We start from the raw sequence: 19,950 nt of genomic DNA, 5'->3' as shown, positions 1-19,950 counted from the left end.
CCGCGCCGCCGGCACCGGCGCCGAGCAGCTGGGCGGCGAGCACCGCGACGGCGGTGAGCACGGCGAGCGCGAGCGCCACCACGGAGTATCTGGCCATGCGGGGACCGTAGCGACGCGCCGGCGCCCGCGGCGGGCCGCGAGGGGGCCTGGCACTATTCCGGGAGCGTCAGGCGTCCCAGAACTCGCCGTCGGGGCGGGCCGCCGGGTCGGGGTGCTTGGCCTGCTCCTGGGCGCGCAGCTCGACCCGCCGGATCTTGCCGGAGATGGTCTTGGGCAGCTCGGCGAACTCGAGGCGGCGCACGCGCTGGAACGGCGACAGGTGGGCCCGGCAGTGGGCGAAGATCGCCCGGGCGGTCGACTCGTCGGCCGGCCAGCCCTGGGCCAGCACCACGTAGGCCTTCGGCACGCTCAGGCGCAGCGGGTCGGGCGAGGGCACGACGGCCGCCTCGACGACCGCCTCGTGCTCGATGAGGACGCTCTCCAGCTCGAACGGGGAGATGCGGTAGTCGGAGGCCTTGAACACGTCGTCGGCCCGGCCGACGTAGGTGATGTAGCCGTCGGCGTCGCGGGCGCCGATGTCGCCGGTGTGGTAGTAGCCGCCGGCCATCGCCTCGGCGGTGCGCTCGGGGTCGCCGTGGTAGCCGGTCATCAGGCCGAGCGGGCGCCTGCCCAGGTCGAGGCAGATCTCGCCCTCGTCGGCCGGCTCGCCGGTGCCGGGGTCCACGAGGGTCACGGTGAAGCCGGGCACCGGGCGGCCCATCGAGCCCGGCTTGACCGGCTGGCCGGGCGAGTTGGCGATCTGCACCGTGGTCTCGGTCTGGCCGAAGCCGTCCCGGATGGTCACTCCCCACGCCTTGCCGACCTGCTCGATGACCTCGGGGTTGAGCGGCTCGCCGGCGCCGACGGCCAGCCGCGGCGGGGTGGCCAGCTGGGTCAGGTCGGACTGGATGAGCATCCGCCACACCGTCGGCGGGGCGCAGAAGCTCGTCACGCCGCAGCGCTGCATCTCGCGCATGAGGGCGGACGCGTCGAAGCGGGTGTAGTTGTAGATGAAGACGCAGGCCTCGGCGTTCCAGGGGGCGAAGACGTTGCTCCAGGCGTGCTTGGCCCAGCCGGGCGAGGAGATGTTGAGGTGCACGTCGCCGGGCCGCAGGCCGATCCAGTACATCGTGGACAGATGCCCGGCCGGGTAGGAGGCGTGGGTGTGCTCCACCAGCTTCGGGCGGGCCGTGGTGCCGGAGGTGAAGTACAGCAGCAGGGTGTCGCTCGCCCGCGTCGGCCCGTCGGGCGTGAAGTCCGGGGCACCGCCCAGGGTGTACCGCGCCCAGCCCTCGACGTCGCCGCCCACCGCGATGCGGGTCACCGCCGGGTCGATCCCCTCGAACTTGGCGGCCGCCGACGCGCCGGCGATGACGTGCCGGGCGCCGCCGCGCAGCACCCGGTCGCGGGCGTCGGCCGGGCCGAGCAGTGGGGTGGCCGGGATGATGACCGCGCCGAGCTTCATCGCGGCGAGGATGGTCTCCCACAGCTCGACCTGGTTGCCGAGCATGAGCACGATCCGGTCGCCGCGGCCCACGCCCCGCTCCCGCAGCCAGTTGGCCAGCCGGTTGGAGCGCTCGGACAGCTGGGCGTAGGAGTACCGCTCCTCGCGGCCGTCCTCCTCGACGATCCACAGGGCCGGTTTGTCGTTGCCGGCGGCGACCGCGTCGAACCAGTCGAGGGCCCAGTTGAACTCGCCGAGCTGCGGCCAGCGGAACCGCGCCACCGCGGAGGCGTAGTCCTCCCCGGTCTCCAGCAGCATGTCCCGGGCCGCTTTGAAGGACGCGTACGACATGCGCCTCAGCGTACGTCCGCCGGCCCGCGACTCACAGAGACGCCACGGCCCGGGCGCGGCCGAGGATCTCGGCCCGCTCGCCGTCGCCGTAGCGCCAGCCGGTGAAGCGGCCCGGGACCCTGCGACGCGCAGAGCGCCGCCCGGCCGATGAGCAGTCCGGCGGCGGCCAGCAGCGCGGCCACGACGCCGATCGCCCTGCGGTGCACGCCGGGTTCAACGACCCGGCGGCCGCGCGGTCACTTCGTTTCGGTCTTGCGGGTCCCGCCGCTGCGGGCCGGGGCGCGCTTGGCCTGCTCCCCGTGCTCCCCCTCCTCACCGCCCATCTGCTGCATGATCCGCGGGGCGAGGGCCTTGGCCAGGGGCGGCGCCAGGGCGTCGGCGAGGGCGCCGGCCAGCGCCTCGGCGATGAGCATCCGCTCCAGCAGCGACGTGCCCGGCGCCATCCGCGGCACCATGTGCATCACCGCGTCGAGGCCGGTCCCGCTCTTCTTGGACTCGTTGAGGATGTCGAGAATCAGGTCGTCGATGAGGGCTTCCACAGGCTGGTCCCCCTCTTGTTCGTGTGGCATGTCGGCCGGCATTCTGCGCTCCTTCCGCCGGTGGCCGGCCCGCCCCGGTCGGGGCGGGCCTGGGTGTGATGGTTAACGGCGGGCCAGCATTGCGGCGAGCAACAGCGGGTGCTCGATCATCCCGCCTTCGCCGCCTTCTTCGCGGCGGCGCATGAGCATCGCCAGCAGGAGCGGGTGCTCGATCCCGCCCTCGCCGCCCTCTTCGCGGCGGCGCATGAGCATGGCCAGCAGGAGCGGGTGCTCGATCCCGCCGCCGCGGCGGCCACCGCGGCGCTTGGCCAGGGCGGCCAGCAGCAGCGGGTGCTCGAAGATGTTCTCCCCCTCCTCACGGCGGCGCTTGGTGAGAGCGGCGAGCAGCAGCGGGTGCTCGAAGATGCCCTCCCCCTCCTCCCGCCGCGACATGAGCGCAGCCAGGAGGAGCGGGTGTTCGATGCCGACCTCGCGCTCGGCGATGGCACTGGTCACGGGTGTCTCCCTCGGGTCTGGGCGCGATTACGCAACCCACGATCCCGACGCCCGGCGTGACCCGCCGTCACCTGCGCGGCATGGCCTCACACGCCCCAGCGGACCACCACCCGGTCCGGGCGGGCCGGGTCGACCACGACCGCCACCCGCTGCCCGACCCCGGCCTGCGGGCCGGCGCCCATCGGCAGCAGGACCTCGCGGCTCACCGGGTACGGCGGCCGCCCGTCCACCTCGACCAGCAGGTCGAGCCGGACCATCGGCTGCAGGTTGATCCGGGCACCGGTGTCGGCGATGCCGATGACGGTGGCCGCGCCGGGCGTGCCGGTGCGCAGCAGCTCCAGGTCCTCGGTCTGCGCCTGCATGCTCTGCTGCATCTGCTGCATCCGCTGCATGCCGGCCTGCATCTGCGCGCCCGGGTCGTAGCTCGCGCCGATCTCGTTCGCCTGCCGCTGGAGGCGGCGCAGGTCGCCGAAGAGCCCCATCGCGCTCAGACCTGGCCGAACACGTTGCCGAAGTGCACGGCGAGCTGGGTGTCGCCGCGCATGCGGGCCGGCCAGCCGGTCACGGCCTCCTGCCAGGCGTCGGCGGAGACGCCGAAGGACTGGGCGCGGGCGGCGACCCCGTCGGCGTTCAGGCCCTCCTGCGAGGCGGCCTTGGAGATCCGGGCGTACGTCACCAGGTCGACGCCGGCGATCGGGGCCAGGCGCGGGTCGTCGGCGGCGATGCCGGTCGCGACCGGGGCGCCGAACGCGTTGGCGGCGGAGTAGCCGTTCATGCCGTAGGCCGCCTGGGCCTGGGCGGCGTAAGCCTGCGCGGCGGCAGCGGTCTGCTGCGCCTGCGCGACCATGTCGGGCGCCTGGGCGGCGACGTTGCGAAGGTCCTTCATCTGCTTGAACAGGCCCATGTGTACCACTGCTCCCTCAGTAGGCGTGCTGACGGAAAAGGACGTTAGGCATCCCGTCGCCCGCCCGGCGTCAGGAAAGTGATCGATGTCGTGTCACCTAACCGCCGCATGCGCCGCCTCACGGCCCGCCCACCGCGCCGCGGGATGCCGGCGCGGTGGGCGGGCCGGCCGCTCAGCAGCCGACGCGGGAGACGCCGATCGCGACGTCGTCGAACCACAGCGTGTCGTCGCCGACGCCGTAGCTCTCCCAGCCCAGCCGCAGGTCAGTCACCTGCGGCCGCCAGGTGCGCCCGAGCCACTGCTGGTCGATGTCCGGCGTCGGGGTGCCGTCGACCGTCAGGCCCGGCACGGCGGTGCCATTGAGCCAGGTCTGCAGCGTGCCGGAGCCGTTCACCATGAACTCGACGCAGTTCCAGCTGCCGGTGGGCAGCGGGCGGCTCTGCGCGACGCCGGCCGGGCTCTGGGCCGGCAGGGTGGCGTCGTCGGACTCGCGGTTCCACTGCAGGGCGCCGTTCTGGCCGCCCATGCGCAGGTCCTTGCCGCCGTCGGCGTTGTCGCGCAGCGCGGCGAAGGCCACGTGGGCCGCGGGCAGGGCGGTGCTGTGCCGGACGTAGAAGCGGGCGTACCACACCGAACCGAGCCCGCTCAGGTCCTTGGTCGGCTTGACCAGCACGTGGTTGCAGTAGCCGGCCTTGCCGTCGATGCGCACCGACTTGCCGCCGCTGTGCGCGACCGCGGTGTCGACGGTGGCCGTGCCGGTGCCCTGGCAGTCGCGGTACGACAGGCCCCAGACCCCGGACACGGTGCTGCCGCTCTGGGACTCGAACCCGTCGCAGAACGCCGCCCCCGCGCACCCGGCCGGCGGCGGTGGGCTCGTGCTCCCCGACGGGCTGACCGGCGGGCTGCTGGGCGGGCTGCTCGGGGGCGTGGTCGTGCCGCCCGCGGCGGTACAGCTCAGCGTGGGCGCGGTGCCGGGCGACCCGGAGCCGAGCAGGCCGAAGTTCGTGCTGCCGCCGGCCGGCACGGTGCCGTTCCAGTCGACGTTCTTCGCCGTCACCGCGGTCCCGCTCTGCGTGATGGTGGCGTTCCAGCCCTGGGTGACCGTCTGGCCGCCGGTGTAGTTCCAGCCCGCGGTCCAGCCGGTGATCGGCGCCGAGCCGGGGTTGCTCACCTTGACGTCGGCCTGGAAGCCGCCCTGCCAGCTGCTGGTCACGGTGTACGTCGCCGTGCACGCGCCGCCGCCACCACCGGGGTTCGACGGTGAGCTACTCGTCCTCGGCGACGATGAGGTGGACGGCGAGGTCGACGTGGACGGCGAGGACGGGGGCGTCGGGGCGTTGCCCATCCCGGTCACCTCGCCGTGCCCGCCGTCGAACATGACGTCGGAGCAGCCGTAGAAGGTCTCCTGGCTGTCCGAGCGGGCCCACACCGAGTAGATGACGTGCCGCCCCGACTTGGCCGTCGGCAGCTTGCCCGTCCAGTAGTAGTGCCCGTCGGTGGTGCCCGGCGAGCCCACCATCGACGGGTTGGTAACCTGCAGGAACGGCGTGGACTCGAGGTCCGACCAGGCCATCGGCCTCGTCGGGTCGAAGCCGTCCTTGGTGACGTACAGCGAGAACGTCCCCGGGTGGGCCGCCCAGTTGCTGTAGTCGAACTCCATGCTCGCGCCCGACGTCAGGTGCGTCACCGGCCAGTCGTTGCGGGCCAGGTCGAAGCCCGAGAAGTCGTACACGGTGGCCGCGGCGCTGCACAGCTTGCCGTCCGGGATGAACCCGGCGGTGCGCCCGGCGCCGTCCGAGCGCAGCTCCGCGAACCAGTTGTACAGCGCGTTCGGGCCGCTCTGGGCCACGGCCGCGGCGCACGCCGGGTTCTGCGGCACGATCTGGCCGGTGGCCGTGAGCCCGTCCTTCCAGCACAGGTAGGTGCGGCTGCCCGGCTGCATCATCGCGCCGTGCGCGGCCGCCGGCTGCGCGGCCACCACGGCCGCGGCGCCGGCCCCGGCCAGCGCCGCGGCCAGCATCAGCGCGAGCCTTCGTCTGCGGTTCATCCTCGCTCTCCCGTCCATCGACAATGGTCGTTGCTGGTGGATTCAAGGCCGCTGACCTGCGGATTGACAACGAACAACGCACTAGCGGGCGAGAGTCCAGGCAATTGCGATGAAAGATTCATCGCCAGACCGCTAGGCACCTCTTGATCGGGTCGATAGGCTTCCGTCGCCTCCGTGCGTTTTGTCCCCTCGCATCACGTGGAGTACCGGATGGGTTCCGCACCCCTGCGCGTCGCCGTTGTCGGGTCCGGCATCGGCGGCCTGACCGCCGCGATCGCCTTGCAGGCCAAGGGTTTCGAGGTCGAAGTCTTCGACCAGGCGAGCGAGCTGAGCGAGATCGGCGCCGGGGTGTCCCTCGGCGGCAACGGCATGCGCGTCTATGACGCCCTCGGCATCGGCCAGGCCGTCCGCGACGTCGCGTCCAACCTTCAGCGCATCGAGTTCCACCATTGGAAGACGGGCGACATCTTCTACGAGCACCCGATGGGTGACTGGTACGACGAGAAGATGGGCGGCCCGTTCCTCGGCGCGCACCGCGCCGACCTGCACCAGGTCCTGCTGGCCGGCTTCGACGGCGAGCCGCACCTGGGCAAGCGCTGCGCGGCGGTCAACGAGGCCCCCGACGGCGTCGAGCTCGAGTTCGCCGACGGCACCAAGGCCCAGGCCGACATCGTGGTGGGCGCCGACGGCCTGCGCTCCGCGGTGCGCCACCACGTGACCGGCCCCGACGAGGCGGTCTTCTCGGCGATGAGCTGCTTCCGCGGCCTCGTGCCGATCGACAAGGTGCCCGGCGGCGACAAGTTCGGCCTCACGTTCTTCCTCGGCCCGAACCGGCACCTGGTGGTGTACCCGGTCCGCGGCGGCGAGCTCATCAACTTCGTCGCCTACGTGCCCGACCCCGAGTGGACCCTGGAGTCGTGGTCGTCCAAGTGCGAGCCGGCCGACGCGGTCGCCGCGTTCGAGGGCTGGAACGACACGGTGACCACGATGCTCGGCAACGTCGAGGAGACCGGCCGCTGGGCCCTCTACGACCGCGAGCCGCTGCGCAAGTGGAGCACCGACCGGGTCACGCTGCTCGGCGACGCCGCCCACCCGATGCTGCCGCACGCCGGCCAGGGCTCCAACCAGGCCGTCGAGGACTCCGCCGCGCTGGCGGAGTACCTGACCACCGACGGGCTGAGCGTGGCCGAGGCGCTGCAGCGCTACGAGCACCTGCGCAAGGCCCGCACCCGGAAGATCCAGATGGGTTCGCGCGGCAACGCGGCCTGCTTCCAGCTGCCCGACGGCCCCGCGACCGACGAGCGCAACGCCCGGCTGGTCTCCCTGCCCGACAACGTGGCCTGGATCCACGGCTACGACGTCTACGCCGACATCCGGGACTCGCTGTCGTAGCACTGACCTCCGCGATCGAGGCGCTCACCCGCCGCGCGCCGATGCCGGCCGTGGCGGTGAGCGTCTTCGACCGCGCCCAGGTCCGGGCCGCCGTGGTCCACGGGACCGCGGACGTGACGACCGGCCGCCCGGCGACCGCCGACTCCTGGTGGGACCTCGCCAGCCTGACCAAGGTCCTGGTGACCCTGCCGGAAGTGCAGGCATTGGCGGTACCGCTGGATCGACCGCTGCGGCAGCTGTGGCCCCGGGCGGCCGGCACCCCAGCGGGCGGGGTGACGGCGGAGGACCTGCTCGCGCACCGTTCCGGGCTGCCGGCGTCGCGGCACTTCTTCCGCACCCTGCACGGGCGCGACGCGATCGTGGACGCCGCCCTGGCGACCCCGCTGACGGAGGCCGGTCCGGTGTACAGCGACCTGGGGTACATCATCCTGGGCGCCCTCGTCGAGGACCTCACCGGCTCGTCCCTGGCCGCGCTGGCCGCCCGCCGCACCGGGCTGCGGATGGGCGGCACGGTCTCCCCCGCCGTCGCCACCGAGGAGTGCCCGTGGCGCGGGCGGCTCATCGCCGGCGAGGTCCACGACGAGAACGCCGCCGCGATGGGCGGGGTGTCCGGCCACGCGGGCGCGTTCGGCACCCTGGAACTGGTCACCGAGGCCGCCCGCGCGTGGCTGGGCGACGCGCCCCCGCCGTGCCTGGCGGCCAACGACGAGGGCGAGCGCTTCGCGGCCGGCTGGTGGCTGCACCCGACCCGCGGCCTGGGCGGCCCGGCCGCCGGCCCCGACGGCTATGGCGCCTCGGGCTTCGTCGGCAACCGCGTGTGGTTCGAGCCGTCGCGCGGCTACGGCGTGGTGGTCCTGAGCAACCGGGTCCACCCCGTACGGGTCGACCGCGCCCCGTACAACGCCTGGTGCGACGAGTTGCTCCAGCTCATCGCGTCCGCGTGACTTGTCCGCGCACCTACGGGTGCGGTCCGGGTTCAGCCCGGATGCCCGGATTCCGGCGCGCGGCGAAGCTTCTCGCATGACCACACCACTCGTGCGGACCGGGGCCGTGGCGGCGCCGGCGCTCCTGTTCGGTTACGGCACCCTGCGGCTGCTGGACGGCATGGACGGCCACCACCACAAGGGCAGCCTGCTGTGGAACGCGGGCCACGTCATGTTCTTCGCCGCGATCGTGCTCCTGGCCGCCATGGCGGTCGGGGCCCGCGCCCTGCTGCCGCCGCGCGACTTCACCAACCGCCTGGTCGCCAACCTCGCCGTCGTGGCCACGGTGGCCGGCTCGCTCGCGTTCCTGTGGGTCATCACCGGCGACCTGAACCCGGGCTTCCCCGGCCTGCCCGACGCCCTGCAGACCGCCGGCCCCGCCGCCTTCGAGCTCGGCCTGCTGACCCTGCTGATCCTGCTCGTCCGGGGCCACCGCCTGCCGGCCTGGAGCCCCGTCGCGGTCCTCTTCGCCTTCCTGCTGATCATCGTCAACCTCGACCTGATCCCGCTGGCCGGCATCCTGCTCTTCGTCGGGCTGCTGCCCCTGGCCGGCGTGGGCCGCGCCGTCCGCGCCGCTTAGAGCTTCTTGTAGAAGAAGCTGCAGTCCTCCAGGACCCCGGACGGGTCGGCGGCATAGGCGGGGACCACCCCGTAGCGGGTCCAGCCGGCCGACGCGTACAGGCGCTCGGCCGGGCTGCCCGCGGCGGTGTCCAGCAGCAGGAGCGTCGCCCCGCCGGACGCGGCCGCCGCCTCGGCCGTCTCCAGCAGGGCCCGGCCCAGGCCCCGGCCCCGGAAGCGGCTGTGGACCATCAGCTTCAGGACCTCCGCGCGGTGCCGGCCGTTCGGCTTGGTCTCCAGCGACAGGCTCACGGTGCCGGCCACCGCGCCGTCGACCGTCGCGGTCCACACGCGCAGGGTGCCCTCGCGGACGGCCGGCTCCCGGGTCCGCCACCAGGCGGCGGCGTCCTCGACGGCGAACGGCAGGCGGAAGCCCACCGAGGCGCCACCGGCGACCGCGTCGGTCAGGACTTCGGCCAGGGCCTCGACCCGGGCCCCGTACGACGACGGGCTGAGCGGTTCGATCACGGCAGCTCCTTCAGGGCAGGACGATCAGCAGGGCGTAGCGGACCGGCGCCCGGCCCGGGTTGACGAACCTCGACGGGCCCCACAGGCGGTAGCGCAGGCAGTCGCCGGGGGTCAGCGACGAGGCGGTGCCACCGACCGTCAGGGTCAGGGCGCCGTCGAAGACCCACAGGTGGTGCTCCAGGCCGGGGACCGGCGGCTCCTCGTAGGCGATGTCGGCGCCCGGCTCCAGGGTCGCCTCGATCACCTCGCCGCGCAGGCCCGGGTGGGGCGGGGAGACGCCCCGGCGGGTGAAGCCCGTCGCACGGTCGCGCCACACCGGCTGCGTGGCGGCGCGGACCAGCTGCGGGGGCTCCGGCTCGACCTCGGCCAGCAGGCGGGACATCGGGCGCTCGTAGACGACGCACAGCTTGCCCAGCAGGGCGGCGGTCGGGCTGATCTCGCCCCGTTCGAGGCGCGACAGGGTCGAGCGGCTCACGTCGGCGCGGCTCGCCAGGTCGTCCAGGGACCAGCCGCGCTCCTGGCGCAGCTCGGACAGGCGCCGGGCCAGCCGGGCCTCCAAGTCGTCTCCCATATCCGGGACGATATCCCAAATTCGAGAGGGCGCGCGACGTGGTTCCGGTCACGATCGAAGGCTGGGAGCATCACGGCATGACCGGGGTGTCCATCGACAGCAGCCACGGGGCCATGCCGGCGTACCTGTTCGCCGAGCACCTCCGGTAATCGGTTGCCTAAAGGCTTTAGGGAACCGTACGGTCGAAGGCGTGGAACCTCTGACCGAGCACGACATCCGCGCCGCCTTCGTCAACTGTTCGCGCGGGGAGGCCCAGCGCGCCTTCGTCCCGCGCGACCTCGCCGAGCGCCGCTGGCCCGACCTGGACTTCCTGGGCTGGCGCGACCCGGGCGCGCTCGACCGGGCCTACATCGCCGCCGGGCACGCCGGCGCCCTCGTGGCCGTGTCGCTGCGGATCGCCGAGCAACACGGGCGCGGCTTCCGGCACCGGAGCATGTGCTCGCTGTGCCTCACCACCCACCCGGGCAGCGGCGTGTCGCTCATGACCGGGCGCCGGGCCGGCAAGGCGGGCCGCAACGGCGACTCCGTCGGCGTGTACCTCTGCTCCGACCTCGGCTGCTCGCTGTACGTCCGCGGGCTGCGCAAGCCGGGCGCCGGCGGCCGGCTGGACGAGACGCTCACCGTCGAGCAGCAGGTGGACCGCCTGACCGGCAAGCTGTCGGCTTTCCTGGACCGCCTGGTCGGCGACCCGACGCTGGTGGTGCCCACACCACAGGACGGCTCGCACCAGCACGACTGACGCGGCCCACGGCAGCGGCCATGCTCGATGCATGACCAATCCGACGCTGCCGGCGCTGCAGACCGGCGCCGGGATCGCCCGGCTCACCGGGGCGATCATCACCCCCATCGCCCTCGTCATGGTGGGCGCGACCGCCCTCGTCTGGGTGTCGCTGCCCGCCGTGCCGTCCACCGACGACTGGATCACCCTGGCGGTCACCGCCGCCTTCGTGCCCGTCCTGGCCGGGATCGGCCTGCCCCTGCTCATCATCGGCGCGCGCCGGCTGGCCCGGCTGCGCCGGGTGATGCGCGATGGGGTGCCCGTCGCGGCCGTCATCACCGCGATCACCGGGCTGTCCACCGACCCCGACGAGCGCGGCGCGAGCCGGATCGACCTCGCCGTGCCGGCACCGGGCGGCGGAACGGTCAATGCCCGGGTGCGGCAGGTGGTACCGCTGCCGCTCGTGAAGTTCATGGCGCCCGGCGTGCGCGTGCCGGCGCGCGTCGACCCCGCCGACCCGACCGTGGCCGTCATCGACTGGCGCTTCGCCGAGCCCCGCGAGCGCATCGCCGGCTCGGTGCTGTTCGACCTCGCCGCCGGCCTGATCAGCTGAGAGGCTCACAGGTTCCCTCAGGCTCGTCACAAGCGGCCGGAGCAGGCTCCCAGCCATGGCGAAAATGCTGCACTGGTACGCCTGCACGGGGTGTCTGACGATCGTGCCGTTCGTCTACGAGGGATTCCGGCTGCCGTGGTACGGCACGGCGGTCGTCGTCGCCGCGGCGCTGGCCGCCTGGTCGCTCATGGCAGCGCTGATCCGGCCGGACGCGAAGGTCCCGCCGCTGCCCGCGATCTGGGCGGCGGCCGCGATCCTGGCGCTGTTCGGCACGGGCAGCCTGATGCTGCAGGGCACGGTGAGCGCGGGGGCGCTCGCCGCCGGCGGCTACGGGTGGGCGCTGGCCGTGGTCGCGCTGGCCCGTCAGCGGCGGTACAGGGCGGCGGTCCGCTCGGCGGCGCCGGCCACCATGGCCCGCAGCTCCGGCGGGTCGAGCACCTCCACGTCCGGGCCGAGGGCCAGCAGCTGGCTGTAGGCGACCGGCACCGACTCCACCGGCAGCGCGACGGTGACCCAACCCTCCGCGTCCGGCGGGCCGGCCCCCTCGGCCGCGGCCCGGTACGCGATCGCCTCCACGCTCATCCGCAGCAGGCGCAGGCCGGCCGGGCTGAGCCGGACGGTGACCGTCTCGGCCAGCAGCGCCCGCTCGAACTCGGCCGCCCGAGCGACCCAGAAGGCGGCCAGGTCGAAGCCGTCGTCCCGGGCGAAGCGCTCCTCGGTGGGCGTGGCCGCGCGCACCCGGTCGACCCGGTAGGTGCGCGCGTCGGCGCCGACGCGGCCCACGAGGTACCAGACCCCGTTCTTCAGCACCAGCCCGAGCGGCGCGACGCTGCGGGTCACCTCGCCCGCCTTCCCGGCGTAGGCGAGGGTCACCACGCGGTCCTCCCACACCGCCCGGGCAAGTGCGCCGAGCAGCGGCGGGGGCTCCGCGTCGCGGAACCAGCCCGGCGCGTCGAGGTGGAAGCGCTGTCGGGCCCGCCCGGAGGCCGATCGCAAGGCGTCGGGCAGCGCGGCGGACACCTTCAGCTCGGCCGTCGCCAGGGCCTCGCCGAGGCCCATGTCCCGGGCCGGGCCGGGCAGCCCGGACAGGAACAGCGCCTCGGCCTCGGCCCGGGACAGGCCGTTGAGCCGGGTGCGGTAGCCGTCGAGCAGCCGGTAGCCGCCCGCCCGGCCCTGCTCGGCGTACACGGGCACGCCCGCGGCCGACAGGGCCAGGATGTCGCGGTAGATGGTGCGCTCGGAGACCTCGAGCTGCTCGGCCAGCTCGGCGGCCGTGCGCACCCCGCCGGCCTGCAGCAGCAGGACCAGCGAGATGAGCCGGGAGACGCGCACTGGGCTAACGGTAGCCCTCGACGCCGCCGGACCGGCCGGCCGCGACCACCTCCGCGTCGTACCGCCACCAGTCGGGCCGGCTGCCGTCGGCGTCGGTGAGCCCGTACTGCGCCGCCAGCCCGGCGCTGGACAGCGAGGCGCCGTTCCACCGGGCCTTGTCCGGGTCCGCGGCCAGGGCGGCGATGCCCCGCCCGAGGTACACCGGCGACTCCGACATCGCGAAGTGCGGGTCCTTCGCCGCCCCGTCGCGCCAGGTGGCCTCGGTGACCCCGAAGTGCTCCAACATCACCTCGGAGCGCAGGAAGCCGGGGGTGACCGACACGGCCGTGCCGCCGAGCGGCCGCAGCTCCTCGGCGAGCGCGAACGCCATCCGCAGCACGGAGGCCTTGGCCAGGTCGTAGAAGAACGAGACGCGGTACCGCGTGGCGTTGTACTCCGCCGTGCCGTCGGTCACCTCGACCACGAGGCCGCCGGGCCGCCGTACGAGCAGCGGCAGCGCCGCGTGGCTGGTGACGATGTGCGTCTCCACGGCCAGGCGCAGGATGTGCAGGCCGGTCTGCAGGTCGTCCTCCCAGAGCCGCTTGTCCCAGCTGAACAGCCCCTCGGCCCCCCAGATGTCGTTGACCAGCACGTCGAGGCCGCCCTGCTCGGCGTCGATGCGCGCGACGACGGCCCGCACCTGCTCCGGGTCGAGGTGGTCGGCGCCGATCGCGATGCCGGTCCCGCCGGCCGCGGTGACCAGCTCGGCGGTCTCCTCGATGGTCTCCGGCCGCCGCATCTCCGACGGCCGCTCGCGGGTGCTGCGGCCGGTGGCGTACACGGTGGCGCCGGCCGCGCCGAGCTGCACGGCGATCTGGCGCCCGGCACCCCGGGTCGCCCCGGCGACGAGCGCGACCTTGCCGGTGAGTGGTTTCTCCATGCCGGCCACGCTGCCAGCAAAACCTGACAGGACGCGTCGGCCTTTACGCTTTCCTTCCATGTCGTACCGCGACCCGCGCGCGTTCCTCCTGGGCCTGACCGGCGTCTCGCTGCTGCGCGCCTACACCGACGACGGATACCCCACCGACTTCGTCGCGACCCGGCTGGCCGAGGCCCGCGCGATCCTGGACGCCGAACTCCCGCCGCCGGAGTCCCCGGGCGCCGCCATCTGGGAGTTCGAGCGCTGACGTCGCCCGGCAGCGCCCGCCCCGCACACGACGGCGCCCGGCAGCGCCCGCCCCGACAGGACATCGCCCGGCAGCGCCCCGCCCGCGCAGGACGTCCCACAGCGACGCCCGCCTCGCACAGGGCAGCGTCCGGCGGCGCCCGCCTCGCGCAGGGCGTCGCTCAGCGGCGCCCGCCGAAGCACCACGGGCGCACGGTGAGGTCCCGGCCGTCCCGTACCGTGCGCGCGGCCGCGTCCGCGTCCGGGGCCTGCACGCAGGCGGCGAACCCGTGGACCGCCCCGTCGTCGAGCCCGCGCAGCCGCCCGTGGACGATGACCCCGTCGCCCACCGGCTCGCCGGCCGCCCCGGTGACCAGGAACCGCTCGCCCTCCGGGCCGGGGAACTCCCACATCGTGCGCCCCACGAGATCCTCGAACCGGAATATCTGCATGGCCGCATAGACGCCGGCCCGCCAGTTCGGCTCCTCGGTCACGAACGCCCGGGCCGCACCGTCCGACGGCAGGTCCACGATGTGCAGGCTGCCGGTCGCCGTCTCGCCGTCGTCGCTGAGTGTCGGCCCGCGAGCATGGAACTCGAAGCCGTCCATGTAGGCCCAGTGCGCCTCGACCAGTTCCTCCCGCAGCGCCGAACTGCCGGGCCGGTCCGCGGTGTACACGAAGTAGAGCACCCTCACGACACTACGATGGGGAGGCGATGGACGCGGTCATCGACCTCGACCGCGCGCCGGAGGAATCCGCACCGGGCCACCCCCGCAGGTCCTGGCTCGGCCTCGGCCCGTCCGGCGCGGGACGAACCGGGGCGGGTGGTGTGCGGCGCCGGCCGGGCTCAAAGGTGGCGCTGCTGCTGGCGCTCGCGTTCGCGGCCGGGCTGCCGCAGGCCCCGCCGGCCGTGGTGAGCGAGGGGCGCCCGGTGCCGCTGCCCAGCTACTGCACCGGCACGCCGATCCCCGGCGGCCGCCTCAACATCATCCGGGGCGACACCTTCATCATCCTGGACGCCATCACGAACACCGTCGTCAACGAGGGCCGCTGCCCGCGCCACACCGGCGGCAACTGACCGCACACCCCTGCCCGCAGTCCGCCCCCACCACGCCAACGGCCGCCGACCCCGCCAACCAACCGCGCCAACCAACGCCGCCACACCGACGGCGAGTCATCCACCTGAAACAGCCCACCCGCGAACGGGCCACGGCCGCGCCGACCGATCCCGAGCACCAGCCCCACCACACCGGCGGCGCCGCGCGGCCGGCCTCACCACACCGATGGCTGAAGGAGCGAAAAGCGCACCCCACCATCCCCGCCGGCCGGGAACGAGCCGGCGCCGCGCGGCCGGTCGCTCACCCCGACGGCCACTCGCCCAGCAGGTGTGACCGGATCAGCGCGGCATGCGACAGGGGCGTGCGCAAGTCGGTCACGTCACCGTTGGTGGTGTAGTCCAGCAGGGCGATCGGCCCAGCATCGGCCAGCCGAGCCAGCCCCGCCAGCTCGTCCGCGAGGTGATGGTCGAGGACGAAACGATAGGCCGGCAGGTAGATGCGCCGCCGTGCCGTCTCGTAGTCCAGCAGGTCGGGCGAGTCCAGCCCGGCCCGGTGGCCGCGGACCGGGCCGAAGCGGCGGACCGTGCGCTTCAGGCCCGTCATCCGGGTCGCCGAGAGCAGTGCCCGGTCCACGTCGGCCCCGTCGAACACCTTGAGGGCCTGCCAGATCGCCTCAACTGAGGAGCCGGTCGCGCCGGGGCTCAGCGGCACCGGGATGCCGCCGTGCGGGTAGAACGGGCTGAACCGCACCCATGGGTGGGGGCCGCGGGAGGTCACGTCGACGACGGTTGCCGTGGGGCGTTTGGCCTCGGCGCTGCGGTGGTGCACGACCCGGATGTCCAGTCCCGTCTCCATGCCGGCATCTTGCCGGACGGGTACGACAGTTTTCGGTGTGCGCCGGGTGGGTACGCCGTGGACGCGACGAAGGAGGAAGCTGTGCCGCAGCAGGAGATGCGCCTGCAGTTCTCGCTGGAGCTGCCGCGCGATGCCGCCCGGGTCCGCGATGCCCGGCGGACGCTGGACGGGGCCCTGGCCGGGGCCGGCGTGACCCAGGAGTGCCGCGACGACATCCGCCTCGCCCTCACCGAGGCGTGCGGCAACGTGGTGTCGCACGCGAGCCTGGCCACGCAGTACCACATCGATGTCACCGTCGACGAGGGCCTGTGCGTGATCGAGGTCACCGACGACGGCGGCGGCTTCGACCCGCAGCGGGTGCCCGCGGTCGACGCCGAACCGGCCCCGGAGGAGGCGGCGGGGCTGCCGGAGAGCGGCCGCGGCCTGCACGTGCTGGCCGCGGTGGTGGAACGGCTCGACGTGGTCTCGGTCGAGGACACGGGTACCTTGGTCCGCTTCAGCAAGCACCTGACGTGGGACCCCGCGCAGGAAGAGTAATCGGCCATTCGGACGTATGCTTGCCCGAACGAAAGTACTAGCCGTGCGACAACAACGAAGGGGCGGAACACCCATGCAGGTCACCTCCACGGTCGAGGGGCCGCGCGCCGTGGTCGCGGCGAGCGGGGAGCTGGACGTCGCGACCGCCCCGGAGCTGCGCGCATACCTGCACAAACTGATCGACGACGGCGCCTCGACGCTGGTCGTCGACCTCAGTGACGTGGGGTTCCTCGACTCGACCACCCTGGGCGTGCTCATCAGCGTGCACAAGCGGCTCGCCGAGGCCGGCGGCCTGGTGGAGCTGGTCATCCCGCACGCCCGGCTGCTGCGCATCTTCCAGATCACGGGCCTGGACCGGGTGTTCGCGATCCGGTCGTCGCTAACCGAGGCCGCGATTCAATAGGGCCGGCGAGGGGCGGCCGTAGGCGGCGTTGAGCACCTGCATCGCCGCCCCGGCCGCGATGACGTCGCCGCCGAGCGCCGACGCGGACACGGTCACCGTGAGCCAGTCGGCGCGGGGCACCTCCTGGCGTACCGCTGAGGCCACCGCGTCGACGTAGACGTCGCGGTGGCGCAGCAGGTCCGCGCCGGCGAGCACCACGTGGCCCACGTCGGTGGTCTGCAGCAGGTTCACCACGCCGACGCCGAGCAGCCGGGCCGCCAGGGGCACGTCCCCGGCGGCGACGGCGGCGTCGTGCAGGACCTCCAGGCAGCCCCGGCGGCCGCACACGCAGCGGGGGCCGTCGACCTGCAGCACGGTGTGGCCGAACTCGCCGGCGTTCGTGTGCGCGCCGCGGTAGGCCCCGCCACCCAGCCACAGGCCGGCGCCGATGCCCGACTCCACCATGACGAGCACGCCGTCGCGGAAGCTGTCGCCGCGCCGCCACGCCTCGGCGGTGACCCCGGCGGTGACGTCCTTGTCCAGGTGTACCGCGACGCCGAGCCGGGTGGTGGCGAGCTCCCGCAGCGGCACGTCGTGCCAGTGCCGCAGGCGGTGTGCGTCGCGCACGATGCCGTTGGCGTGGTCGAGCGGCCCCACCATGCCCAGGCCCAGGCCGACGATCCGGGCCGGGTCGACGGGGCACGCCTGCAGCAGCTCGGCCCGCGCGGCGTCGACCGCGTCGAGCAGCTCGCCGGGCGTGAAGTCGGCCGACAGCGGGGCGGCGGCGCCCGCGAGGACCTCGCCGACGAGGTCGGTCAGGACGAGGCGGACGCCGGTGCGGGCCACGTGCACGCCGATCGCGAACCGGCTGGCGGGCACGATCCGGTAGATGGTGGCCGGCTTGCCGACGCCTTGGCGACGTACCCCCGCGGGCTCTATCAGCCCCTCGCCGGTCAGCCGGCCGAGGACCTTGGACACCGCCTGCGGGGTGAGCCCGGTGGCGGCGGCGATCGACGAGCGGTCGAACTCCGGCGCGGCCCGGGCGAGGCCGACCACGAGGGCGTCGTTGTATCCGCGCAAGTAGCCGAGGCCGGCCCCGGGCGTGTCCATGCCCACAACCATATAACGAAACGCTGTTGCTAAACTGTTCGCCGTGGAGGACCTGACCGCGGTGCGCCGCTGGACTGCTCTCGCGGCCCTGTCCCTGGGCGGTTTCGGCATCGGGCTGACCGAGTTCGTGGCCATGGGCCTGCTGCCCGACATGTCGCGGGATCTACTGCCGCAGTTGTACGCCGAATCCTCGGCCCGAGCCGTGGCGCACGGCGGCTGGATCATCACCGCGTACGCGCTGGGGGTCGTCGTCGGCGCGCCCACGATCGCGGCGCTGACCGCCCGCCTGCCCCGCAAGACGCTCGTCGTCGCCCTGCTGGGCCTGTTCACCCTCGGTACCGTCGCCTCGGCGGTTGCTCCTGGCTTCTGGCCGGTCCTCGTCGCGCGGTTCGTGGCCGCGCTGCCCCACGGCGCCTACTTCGGCGCGGCCGGCCTGGTCGCCGCGTCCATCATCGGCCCGGGCAGCCAGGCCAAGGGCTTCGCCGCGGTGCTCGGCGGGCTCACCGCGGCCAACGTCGTCGGGGTGCCGCTCATCACGCGGCTCGGGCAGGCGGCCGGCTGGCGGGTGGCGTACCTGGCCATCGCCGCCATGTTCGCCCTCACGCTGGCCTTCGTCGCGCTCACCGTGCCGCACGCACCCGCCGACCCGGCCGGCTCGCCGCGGGCCGAGCTGCGCGCGTTCCGCAAACCACAGGTGTGGCTGGTCGCGGTGACCGCCGCCGTCGGCTTCGGCGGCTTCTTCGCCATCGACAGCTACATCGCGCCGGTGACCACGCACGTGGCCGGCCTGAGCGAGGGCGCGGTGCCGTGGGTCCTCGTCGCCGTCGGCCTGGGCATGACCGTGGGCAACGCGTTCGGCGGCTGGGCCTCCGACCGCAACCTGCGCCGTAGCCTGCTGAGCGGCTTCGTGGTGTTCATCGCCAGCATGGCCGTGTTCGCCGTGCTCGCGCACAACCGGTACACGCTCTTCGCCGGCGCCTTCGTCGTGGGCGCGGCCTCGCTGTTCCTCGGCCCGGCGATGCAGTCGCGGCTCATCGGCGTGGCACCGGGCGCGCAGCTCATGGGTGCCGCGGTGAGCCAGGCCTCGATGAACATCGCCAACAGCCTCGGCGCGGCGCTCGGCGGGGCGGTCATCGCGGCCGGCTGGGGGTACGTGGCCCCGAGCTGGGTCGGCGTCGGCCTCGGCGCCGCCGGCTTCGCGCTGGCGGGCGCGAGCTTCGCGCTGGAGGCCCGCAAGGCCCGCCGCCTACCGGTAGCGGACGTTGGTCGTGGGCCGGAAAGGGCCCACGACCAGACCCCGGTTGGCGCCGCCGCGCACCGCGAACTGGACTCCCGCGCGTAGCGCGACGCCGGCGATGCGGACCGGGCGGCGGACCTCGTACAGCGGCGAGAACGGCGGCTCGAAGTAGCACGTGTCGCCGTAGCGGGGCACGTGGTACCACAGGTCGCCGTTGTGCAGGCCGGCCTCGACCTGGGCCTGGATGGCCAGCGTGGCGCCCGGATCGGGGTCGCGGCGCCACATGTCGGCCACGGCCCGGGCGGCCAGCGGATCCTGGCGCCAGCGGGCCACGGTCGCCTTGTCGGTCATGCACCACACGTCGAAGCGCGGGCCGGCCAGCAGCGACGGCATCGAGGCCAGTTGCCCGACCCGGAACCACAGCTCCAGGGCGCGCCTGAGGTGCTGCTCGATGAGCTCGTGCAGGCCCGCGTGGTGGCGCCCGGTGCGCAGCCCCGCGGCGTAGTCGACCGCCGCGGCCGCCGCCGCGCCGTCCTGGTTGAGCCGGTTGACCGCCGACTCGAACTGCGGCGGCACCCCGCCCCGGACCAGCGCGTGCAGGGCCACCTCGGCGTGCTCGCGCACCGGCGCGACGGCGGCCTGCAGGGCCACCAGGTGCTCCGGCGGGCAGGCGGCGACCTCCGCCCAGGCCGGCAGGGGCGCCGGGAGCAGGGTGTTCAGGGCGATGTCGTACTCCGGGTTGGCCCGCGCCTGCCGGGCCCTCGACACCCACTCGCCGACCGCCGTCAGCCACGCCGCCGCCTGGTCGTACGTGACCGGGGGCACGTAGCCGGCCGTCGACGGCCGCGCGGCGTAGTCGGCGTCGAGGAAGGTCTCGCCCAGCGTCTGCAGCACGAACGCGTTCCACGCGGCCAGCAGCTGGCTCGCCGCCGCCGGCGGCGCGCCCCACAGCGACGGCAGCCGCTCGCGCAGCTCGTCGGCGGCGAGGATCTCGTCGTAGGCGACCCGACCGGCGGCGCGCAGGGCCTCCAGGTAGGCGGTGTCGCGCTCCCCGGCCAGCCCGGCCCGCAACCTCGTCAGGAAGCTCGGCTGGTGCGGTTCCACCCCCACAAG

At 73.9% G+C, this 19,950-nt stretch carries 24 protein-coding genes and 2 pseudogenes; 11 read left to right on the top strand and 15 right to left on the bottom strand.

The window, feature by feature from the left end; all coding sequences use genetic code 11:
* Nucleotides 1-166 precede the first annotated feature (166 nt).
* From ABD352_RS31215 to ABD352_RS58020, 7 genes and pseudogenes are all read right to left on the bottom strand, one after another.
* Entirely contained in the window at nucleotides 167-1,834 is a 1,668-nt protein-coding gene (locus tag ABD352_RS31215; RefSeq protein ID WP_344616089.1) for an AMP-binding protein, read from the bottom strand.
* Nucleotides 1,835-2,070: 236 nt separating this feature from the next.
* On the bottom strand, nucleotides 2,071-2,373 hold the full coding sequence (locus tag ABD352_RS31210) for a hypothetical protein (RefSeq protein ID WP_344616088.1): 303 nt from the start codon (nucleotides 2,371-2,373) through the stop codon (nucleotides 2,071-2,073).
* Between the two features lie 102 nt (nucleotides 2,374-2,475).
* Entirely contained in the window at nucleotides 2,476-2,868 is a 393-nt protein-coding gene (locus ABD352_RS31205) for a hypothetical protein (RefSeq protein WP_344616087.1), read from the bottom strand.
* An 86-nt stretch (nucleotides 2,869-2,954) separates the two neighbouring features.
* Nucleotides 2,955-3,350: a hypothetical protein gene (locus ABD352_RS31200; RefSeq protein WP_344616086.1), complete on the bottom strand. Its 396-nt coding sequence runs from the start codon at nucleotides 3,348-3,350 to the stop codon at nucleotides 2,955-2,957.
* Between the two features lie 5 nt (nucleotides 3,351-3,355).
* The gene (locus ABD352_RS31195) at nucleotides 3,356-3,772 is read right to left on the bottom strand and encodes a hypothetical protein (RefSeq protein ID WP_344616085.1); all 417 of its coding nucleotides are present in this window, start codon (nucleotides 3,770-3,772) and stop codon (nucleotides 3,356-3,358) included.
* Between the two features lie 172 nt (nucleotides 3,773-3,944).
* A pseudogene (locus ABD352_RS58025) lies at nucleotides 3,945-4,586 on the bottom strand (cellulose-binding protein); the annotation flags it as partial.
* A gap of 126 nt (nucleotides 4,587-4,712) precedes the next feature.
* Nucleotides 4,713-5,819 (bottom strand): annotated as a pseudogene (locus ABD352_RS58020) (lytic polysaccharide monooxygenase auxiliary activity family 9 protein); the annotation flags it as partial.
* 210 nt (nucleotides 5,820-6,029) lie between these two features.
* Here ABD352_RS58020 and ABD352_RS31185 point away from each other — a divergent pair.
* The 3 genes from ABD352_RS31185 (at nucleotide 6,030) to ABD352_RS31175 (ending at nucleotide 8,774) form a co-directional block, all read left to right on the top strand.
* Nucleotides 6,030-7,211, top strand: coding sequence for an FAD-dependent monooxygenase (locus ABD352_RS31185; protein ID WP_344616083.1), 1,182 nt, complete (start codon nucleotides 6,030-6,032; stop codon nucleotides 7,209-7,211).
* Nucleotides 7,160-8,155 (top strand): serine hydrolase domain-containing protein, encoded by a 996-nt coding sequence (locus ABD352_RS31180; protein ID WP_344616119.1) that lies wholly within the window; start codon nucleotides 7,160-7,162, stop codon nucleotides 8,153-8,155. The genes ABD352_RS31185 and ABD352_RS31180 overlap by 52 nt, the downstream gene beginning before the upstream one ends.
* Before the next feature lie 76 nt (nucleotides 8,156-8,231).
* Entirely contained in the window at nucleotides 8,232-8,774 is a 543-nt protein-coding gene (locus tag ABD352_RS31175; RefSeq protein WP_344616082.1) for a hypothetical protein, read from the top strand.
* On the opposite strand, the gene ABD352_RS31170 is transcribed toward ABD352_RS31175, so the two are convergent.
* Together ABD352_RS31170 and ABD352_RS31165 are read right to left on the bottom strand one after the other, a co-directional pair.
* Nucleotides 8,771-9,280, bottom strand: a complete 510-nt coding sequence (locus tag ABD352_RS31170; RefSeq protein WP_344616081.1) for a GNAT family N-acetyltransferase — start codon at nucleotides 9,278-9,280, stop codon at nucleotides 8,771-8,773. The two genes, ABD352_RS31175 and ABD352_RS31170, sit on opposite strands and share 4 nt — an antisense overlap.
* A 10-nt stretch (nucleotides 9,281-9,290) precedes the next feature.
* On the bottom strand, nucleotides 9,291-9,851 hold the full coding sequence (locus ABD352_RS31165; RefSeq protein WP_344616080.1) for a helix-turn-helix domain-containing protein: 561 nt from the start codon (nucleotides 9,849-9,851) through the stop codon (nucleotides 9,291-9,293).
* Between the two features lie 190 nt (nucleotides 9,852-10,041).
* Here ABD352_RS31165 and ABD352_RS31160 point away from each other — a divergent pair, with 190 nt between their 5' ends.
* From ABD352_RS31160 to ABD352_RS31150, 3 genes are read left to right on the top strand one after another with little or no spacing between them, the layout of a single operon-like run.
* Complete coding sequence (locus tag ABD352_RS31160) at nucleotides 10,042-10,590, top strand: FBP domain-containing protein (RefSeq protein WP_344616079.1); 549 nt, start codon at nucleotides 10,042-10,044, stop codon at nucleotides 10,588-10,590.
* 31 nt (nucleotides 10,591-10,621) lie between these two features.
* Nucleotides 10,622-11,182: a DUF3592 domain-containing protein gene (locus ABD352_RS31155; RefSeq protein WP_344616078.1), complete on the top strand. Its 561-nt coding sequence runs from the start codon at nucleotides 10,622-10,624 to the stop codon at nucleotides 11,180-11,182.
* A gap of 55 nt (nucleotides 11,183-11,237) precedes the next feature.
* The gene (locus tag ABD352_RS31150) at nucleotides 11,238-11,657 is read left to right on the top strand and encodes a hypothetical protein (RefSeq protein WP_344616077.1); all 420 of its coding nucleotides are present in this window, start codon (nucleotides 11,238-11,240) and stop codon (nucleotides 11,655-11,657) included.
* Here ABD352_RS31150 and ABD352_RS31145 read toward each other — a convergent pair.
* Together ABD352_RS31145 and ABD352_RS31140 are read right to left on the bottom strand one after the other, a co-directional pair.
* The gene (locus ABD352_RS31145; RefSeq protein ID WP_344616076.1) at nucleotides 11,546-12,514 is read right to left on the bottom strand and encodes a helix-turn-helix transcriptional regulator; all 969 of its coding nucleotides are present in this window, start codon (nucleotides 12,512-12,514) and stop codon (nucleotides 11,546-11,548) included. The genes ABD352_RS31150 and ABD352_RS31145 overlap by 112 nt on opposite strands.
* 4 nt (nucleotides 12,515-12,518) lie before the next feature.
* On the bottom strand, nucleotides 12,519-13,433 hold the full coding sequence (locus ABD352_RS31140; protein ID WP_344616075.1) for an SDR family oxidoreductase: 915 nt from the start codon (nucleotides 13,431-13,433) through the stop codon (nucleotides 12,519-12,521).
* A gap of 58 nt (nucleotides 13,434-13,491) precedes the next feature.
* On the opposite strand from ABD352_RS31140, the gene ABD352_RS31135 reads away from it, so the two are divergent.
* The gene (locus tag ABD352_RS31135) at nucleotides 13,492-13,680 is read left to right on the top strand and encodes a hypothetical protein (protein ID WP_344616074.1); all 189 of its coding nucleotides are present in this window, start codon (nucleotides 13,492-13,494) and stop codon (nucleotides 13,678-13,680) included.
* Between the two features lie 160 nt (nucleotides 13,681-13,840).
* On the opposite strand, the gene ABD352_RS31130 is transcribed toward ABD352_RS31135, so the two are convergent.
* The gene (locus ABD352_RS31130) at nucleotides 13,841-14,353 is read right to left on the bottom strand and encodes a YciI family protein (protein WP_344616073.1); all 513 of its coding nucleotides are present in this window, start codon (nucleotides 14,351-14,353) and stop codon (nucleotides 13,841-13,843) included.
* A 20-nt stretch (nucleotides 14,354-14,373) separates the two neighbouring features.
* Here ABD352_RS31130 and ABD352_RS31125 point away from each other — a divergent pair, with 20 nt between their 5' ends.
* Nucleotides 14,374-14,736: a hypothetical protein gene (locus ABD352_RS31125; RefSeq protein ID WP_344616072.1), complete on the top strand. Its 363-nt coding sequence runs from the start codon at nucleotides 14,374-14,376 to the stop codon at nucleotides 14,734-14,736.
* 280 nt (nucleotides 14,737-15,016) lie between these two features.
* On the opposite strand, the gene ABD352_RS31120 is transcribed toward ABD352_RS31125, so the two are convergent.
* Nucleotides 15,017-15,571, bottom strand: a complete 555-nt coding sequence (locus ABD352_RS31120) for a DUF6939 family protein (RefSeq protein WP_344616071.1) — start codon at nucleotides 15,569-15,571, stop codon at nucleotides 15,017-15,019.
* Between the two features lie 81 nt (nucleotides 15,572-15,652).
* Between ABD352_RS31120 and ABD352_RS31115 the strand changes: the two genes are divergently transcribed.
* Nucleotides 15,653-16,108 (top strand): ATP-binding protein, encoded by a 456-nt coding sequence (locus ABD352_RS31115; RefSeq protein WP_344616070.1) that lies wholly within the window; start codon nucleotides 15,653-15,655, stop codon nucleotides 16,106-16,108.
* A 73-nt stretch (nucleotides 16,109-16,181) separates the two neighbouring features.
* The gene (locus ABD352_RS31110; protein ID WP_344616069.1) at nucleotides 16,182-16,511 is read left to right on the top strand and encodes an STAS domain-containing protein; all 330 of its coding nucleotides are present in this window, start codon (nucleotides 16,182-16,184) and stop codon (nucleotides 16,509-16,511) included.
* Here ABD352_RS31110 and ABD352_RS31105 read toward each other — a convergent pair.
* On the bottom strand, nucleotides 16,488-17,600 hold the full coding sequence (locus ABD352_RS31105; RefSeq protein ID WP_344616068.1) for an ROK family transcriptional regulator: 1,113 nt from the start codon (nucleotides 17,598-17,600) through the stop codon (nucleotides 16,488-16,490). The genes ABD352_RS31110 and ABD352_RS31105 overlap by 24 nt on opposite strands.
* Nucleotides 17,601-17,643: 43 nt before the next feature.
* Between ABD352_RS31105 and ABD352_RS31100 the strand changes: the two genes are divergently transcribed.
* Nucleotides 17,644-18,942: an MFS transporter gene (locus ABD352_RS31100; protein ID WP_344616067.1), complete on the top strand. Its 1,299-nt coding sequence runs from the start codon at nucleotides 17,644-17,646 to the stop codon at nucleotides 18,940-18,942.
* Here the strand turns inward: ABD352_RS31100 and ABD352_RS31095 are convergent.
* The gene (locus tag ABD352_RS31095) at nucleotides 18,847-19,941 is read right to left on the bottom strand and encodes a hypothetical protein (protein WP_344616066.1); all 1,095 of its coding nucleotides are present in this window, start codon (nucleotides 19,939-19,941) and stop codon (nucleotides 18,847-18,849) included. The genes ABD352_RS31100 and ABD352_RS31095 overlap by 96 nt on opposite strands.
* Between the last annotated feature and the right edge of the window lie 9 nt (nucleotides 19,942-19,950).

This window comes from Dactylosporangium salmoneum, assembly GCF_039532525.1.
GTDB classification, from domain to species: domain Bacteria; phylum Actinomycetota; class Actinomycetes; order Mycobacteriales; family Micromonosporaceae; genus Dactylosporangium; species Dactylosporangium salmoneum.
The sequence above is the reverse complement of the archived record's forward strand: the minus strand, read 5'-3'. Positions and strand labels throughout refer to the sequence as shown.

Bases quoted from the DNA above. Each gene is read 5' to 3' on its own strand.
- ABD352_RS31215 (WP_344616089.1), bottom strand. From the start codon at position 1,834: ATGTCGTACGCGTCCTTCAAAGCGGCCCGGGACATGCTGCTGGAGACC.
- ABD352_RS31200 (WP_344616086.1), bottom strand. From the start codon at position 3,350: ATGGGGCTCTTCGGCGACCTGCGCCGCCTCCAGCGGCAGGCGAACGAG.
- ABD352_RS31195 (WP_344616085.1), bottom strand. From the start codon at position 3,772: ATGGGCCTGTTCAAGCAGATGAAGGACCTTCGCAACGTCGCCGCCCAG.
- ABD352_RS31185 (WP_344616083.1), top strand. From the start codon at position 6,030: ATGGGTTCCGCACCCCTGCGCGTCGCCGTTGTCGGGTCCGGCATCGGC.
- ABD352_RS31175 (WP_344616082.1), top strand. From the start codon at position 8,232: ATGACCACACCACTCGTGCGGACCGGGGCCGTGGCGGCGCCGGCGCTC.
- ABD352_RS31165 (WP_344616080.1), bottom strand. From the start codon at position 9,851: ATGGGAGACGACTTGGAGGCCCGGCTGGCCCGGCGCCTGTCCGAGCTG.
- ABD352_RS31155 (WP_344616078.1), top strand. From the start codon at position 10,622: ATGACCAATCCGACGCTGCCGGCGCTGCAGACCGGCGCCGGGATCGCC.
- ABD352_RS31150 (WP_344616077.1), top strand. From the start codon at position 11,238: ATGGCGAAAATGCTGCACTGGTACGCCTGCACGGGGTGTCTGACGATC.
- ABD352_RS31140 (WP_344616075.1), bottom strand. From the start codon at position 13,433: ATGGAGAAACCACTCACCGGCAAGGTCGCGCTCGTCGCCGGGGCGACC.
- ABD352_RS31135 (WP_344616074.1), top strand. From the start codon at position 13,492: ATGTCGTACCGCGACCCGCGCGCGTTCCTCCTGGGCCTGACCGGCGTC.
- ABD352_RS31125 (WP_344616072.1), top strand. From the start codon at position 14,374: ATGGACGCGGTCATCGACCTCGACCGCGCGCCGGAGGAATCCGCACCG.
- ABD352_RS31120 (WP_344616071.1), bottom strand. From the start codon at position 15,571: ATGGAGACGGGACTGGACATCCGGGTCGTGCACCACCGCAGCGCCGAG.
- ABD352_RS31110 (WP_344616069.1), top strand. From the start codon at position 16,182: ATGCAGGTCACCTCCACGGTCGAGGGGCCGCGCGCCGTGGTCGCGGCG.
- ABD352_RS31105 (WP_344616068.1), bottom strand. From the start codon at position 17,600: ATGGACACGCCCGGGGCCGGCCTCGGCTACTTGCGCGGATACAACGAC.